1 protein-coding gene and 1 pseudogene are annotated in these 4829 nt (G+C 30.7%); one reads left to right on the forward strand and one right to left on the reverse strand.

Annotation, left to right across the window (positions count from 1 at the left end):
- Nucleotides 1–370: 370 nt before the first annotated feature.
- Nucleotides 371–3847, forward strand: a complete 3477-nt coding sequence (locus IJQ68_RS10845; RefSeq protein ID WP_292800495.1) for an SNF2-related protein — start codon at nucleotides 371–373, stop codon at nucleotides 3845–3847.
- A 386-nt stretch (nucleotides 3848–4233) separates the two neighbouring features.
- Here the strand turns inward: IJQ68_RS10845 and IJQ68_RS10940 are convergent.
- Nucleotides 4234–4698, reverse strand: a pseudogene (locus IJQ68_RS10940) (hypothetical protein); the annotation flags it as partial.
- Nucleotides 4699–4829 lie beyond the last annotated feature (131 nt).

A 4829-nucleotide genomic window follows, 5' to 3' on the forward strand; every position in this document is an offset into this window, starting at 1 on the left:
AAAAATTGAAAAGTTACAAATCAACTGATGTTAGTAGTGATTTTAAGTATACAAAAGAATATTTCATTAATTGGGGTAAAAATTTAGCTGAAAAATCAATTGAAAGTCTTAGGGAAGATTTAAAATCAATTTCAGATATTGATTTTATTTTTTCATCTATTTTGGACACATATCAGTAATCCATTTTCATATTCTTTTTTATATTATGTATTAATTTATTTCATTTTTAATCTGGTTATCATGGTTAAAGGTTTCAGATATCTAGATGAACTGATTATGTTAATGAGATTGAGAATTTATATTATCAACTATTTTGAAAAATCCTGATAAAGAAAACATTTTTAATCTCTTATTACTAAATCTTAATTTAATGAGTTTTGAAAAGGATTTGGTGAATCTTTGGTTAGCTAATATTAAAAAACTTGATAATAAAAATCATCTAAAGCATGGTGAAATCTATGCCAAAGACGGCAGCGTTAAGGAATTTCAAATTAACCGCAATATTGTCACATCTAAAATAGAAGGCGCTCCTGGAGACTTTTATGATGTTGAAATAGAATTTAAAAAATTATCAAAATCCGATAAAGACAGGTTAAATCGTTTGATTAAAAAAAATTCCCAGTTGCAGGTTAATATTTTGGATGATAAAATTCCTGAAGAATTGTTTTTTGATAATGTAAAAATAATTCCCGATTCACTGAAGGATTTTAAAATGACCTGCAGCTGTAAAAATGAAGGACTGTTCTGTAAGCATAAGGCAACAGCATTCCATTATCTTGCCGGTCAGTTATCAAAAAATCCATTTCTTCTTTTCACTTTAAGAGATTATTCTTTCAATGAATTCGAATCCGATGAAGATTCTATCAAATCGACTGATGATTTGTTTAAAAATAAGGATTGCGAACAGCATGAATTTGTTGATGTTGATGATATTGCTTTATTGATTAATGATTTAAAATTTTTACTGGATAGGCGCACAGGATTTTTCTCAAGTTCCACAATATCATTTAAAAGCATTCTGATTGATATTTTAAAAGAGTTTTCAATTTTAATCAAGAGAATAAACAATAATATTGTCATTAAAAATTCATATAAGCATTTCATTAATTTCGGCGATTCATTTAAACTCAATACGCCTGATTTGGAGTTTATTTTTAACAGAAAATGGTCACATCCCGAGCAGTGGGAGAAATTTCATATAAATATCAACGGCAATTATGACATTAATGCATTTGACACGGGTTTGCCTCTTAATTTCAAAATAAGAAATCTGAAACATGCATTTTTTGCATTTTTTGCTGAGATGGAATATGCTGGATGTGGCATCGATAATTATAATGGGGATTTGAAATTTTTACATGGAATCTATGAATTGACTTGTCGGCTAATTTCTAAAAGCGCTTTGATTCCGGAATTCTTCAAACTGCATAATGGTGAATATGCCATACGTTGGATTCCGTCATTTAATGAGGATGTTCAGGATTTAATTGAAAATTTCGCCTGCATGTGTCCGGATAATCTAATATCTTATAATGGGAGGAAATTATCCCGATATGATCAGGTTGTATGTGCAATCACTCTTTTTTTCAACGGCTTTACCTATTATGCATCATATAATTCAAAATCCAATCTGATGAAGACTATGAAAAATAATGAATTTTTCCAATTGTTTTTCTTTAAAAGCCAGGCTTTCCAGGTAAGTGGTGTTGAAAATACAATAAATAAATGGTTATCACCATTATTTGAACAGGACATGAACTTTCATTTTGTTCTGGATGTAAATCAGGAATATTCCAAGTTTGTCATTACTCCTAAAGTCGTCATTGATAAAGAAAGTCATGATTTGGCGGATATCCTATCATCAAATAAGTATCCTGCAGTCATTCGAAGTTCTAAACTCATAACAAAGATTTTTGCTAGATATGATATTGATGTTAATCTCAATGAGAAAATCCGGTTAAATATTGATGATTTTTATGTTTTCAACAATATTTTAACAAGCACTTTCAAATTCAATGGCATTGAAGTCAGACTTCCAGACGAGCTAAGAATTACTCATGATGCAAAATTATCGTTAACCGGAGGCAATGACATTTTATCCAAGACTTCACTGACTTTGGATGATTTGAACAAGTTTGACTGGAAGATTGCCATAGGTGATGAGACATTTTCATTGACAGAATTTGAAAATCTCTCCCAAAACTACTCAGGACTTGTAAAAATCAATAATAAATATCTGAAAGTCAACCCGGTTGATTTGGACCATATTAGTATGCAGACAGATTTAATACCTCTAAATCCAACCCAAAATGATTTGATGCATTTCATATTAAGCGGAGATATTGAAAAACTTGACATTGGAGTTAATGATAAGCTGTCCGATTTGATTGACGGACTGTTTGAAATTGATGATATTGAAGTTCCAAAATCATTCAACGGCCAGTTAAGGCCTTATCAGATGAGAGGATTTTCATGGTTATATCAGAACATGAAAATCGGATTCGGTTCCATACTTGCAGATGATATGGGACTTGGAAAAACAATACAGGTGCTTGCGACAATCCTGTACCTGAAAGAAAATGATTTGCTTGAAGGAGATGTTTTAATTATTGTACCGACAAGTCTTTTAAGCAACTGGCAAAAGGAAATAGAAAAGTTCACTCCCTCCCTATCATCATTTATTTATCATGGAATGAACAGGAAATTGCCTGATGAGAAATATGATATAATATTAACTTCATACGGCATGATCAGACAGGACTTTGAAGTGATAGATGAAAATTTAAACATATTTCTATGTGTTGTTGATGAGGCACAAAACATTAAAAATCCAAACTCCCAGCAGACAAAAGCCATAAAACTGCTTAAAACCAAATATAGGATGGCTTTATCAGGTACTCCTATTGAAAACCGCCTGTCCGAATACTGGTCAATTTTCGATTTCATAAATAAAGGATATCTATATTCTCTAAGAATATTCAATGAAAAGTATGTAAAACCGATTGAAAATGAGCATAATGAAATTGTTTTGAATTCATTTAAAAAGATAACCTCCCCATTCATCCTCAGAAGACATAAGACGGATAAAAACATCATCCAGGATTTGCCCGAAAAAATTGTAAATGATATCTACTGCAATTTGACCTTAAAGCAGGCGGCAATGTATGAGGAAACATTGAACGTGCTTATAAGGGATGTTGAAGGAAGTGAGGGAATCAGCCGTAAAGGATTAATTTTAAAGTTAATAACCTCACTTAAACAGATCTGCAATCATCCGGCACAGTTTTCAAAATCAGATAAAATGTCAGTAGACGAATCCGGAAAAATGGAAGTTCTAATCAATATTTTAGAAAATATCCTTGACAATGATGAAAAAGTCATAATATTCACCCAATATGTGAAAATGGGTGAAATACTTAAAAAACTAATAGAAAAACATTATAATCAGGAAGTACTTTTCTTCAGCGGTGCCCTTTCACGTAAAAAACGGGACGAGATGGTTGATAAATTCCAGAACAATCCTGAAAATAAAATCATGGTTTTATCTCTTAAAGCCGGCGGAACAGGACTGAACTTAACTGCCGCTCAAAATGTGATTCATTATGACTTGTGGTGGAATCCTGCAGTTGAAAACCAGGCAACTGACCGGGCATATAGAATTGGACAGGAAAATAATGTCATGGTTTACAGATTCATCACAACAGGAACCTTTGAAGAAAGAATCAATCAGATACTCAGTGAAAAAATAGAACTTGCAGAAGTGGCAATCGATTCAAATGAATCATTCATCACTGAAATGAACAATAATGACTTAAAAGAAATGCTGAGACTGCGGAAACTGGATTAGATGGATAATAGGTTCATTCATGAAAAAATCTGTGAAAAATCGCTGCCACAATCAAGTTTTTATCATCTGATAAAACATCAATTTTTTTGAGCATCAATAATGTCAACGGATTCATCGTATAATTCATTGTTCACTTCATAGAAGTTATTTTCATCAAAACCGGTTTCATTTATTTCAATTTTTTCTGCAATATAACTGTATTTCGATTCTTTTTTGAAATTATAGATGCTTACATTTTCATAGTCTAAAATATTATTTTTTTCATATCCTAGTTTTTCGAAAATTTCATCATTAGCATTTCCTAATCTCATAAAATTATTGAATTTTTCAAGAATATAATCACTATGTGTTGTTATAATTATATTTAAACCTTCATTAATTGCTTTAACCAAATATTTAACAAGTATCAGTTGGTTTTTAGGATTAATATGCTTTTCAGGTTCTTCAATTATTAATGTATCTCCAATTTGCAGGAAATATTTTAAATAAATTATACGTGGAGTTAATTCTCTTATAGAAGATGAGGTTAATTTTAGTTCAAATTCCATTTCGCATTCATCATCTACAAACAATATTTCCTCTTTGATTTCATCTATTTTTACTTGAAATTCACCACCAAGCAATTCATGTTCCAAATCACTTGCCAGAGTATAGAACGGACCTTGATCAATATCTTTATTCAATTTCAAAAAATTCACAAACAATTCCTTTTGAACATCTGAGAGATTTAAACAACCATTAATATCATTAGCAATCACATTATTAACATCTTTGAATAGTTCATTGCCTACTGCGGAAAGATAATATGATTTTTGGTTAAAACGGTTTATTATAGATGATATAGCCATCATAAAAATCACTTCAGCAAAAGATTCGTCCTTTTCAAAGAAATTATGCCATAAGATATAATTTAGCTTAATTGAAATATAATCTCTATTTGTCGTTAAAAATATGATATTGGATAACGCATTGTCTTTAATAT

The sequence above is a fragment of the Methanobrevibacter sp. genome, from assembly GCF_017447225.1.
In the GTDB taxonomy this organism is placed as follows: Archaea; Methanobacteriota; Methanobacteria; order Methanobacteriales; family Methanobacteriaceae; genus Methanocatella.

What these genes read in the sequence shown, in the direction of transcription:
- IJQ68_RS10845 (WP_292800495.1), top strand. Translation starts at nt 371, where the DNA reads ATGAGTTTTGAAAAGGATTTGGTGAATCTTTGGTTAGCTAATATTAAA.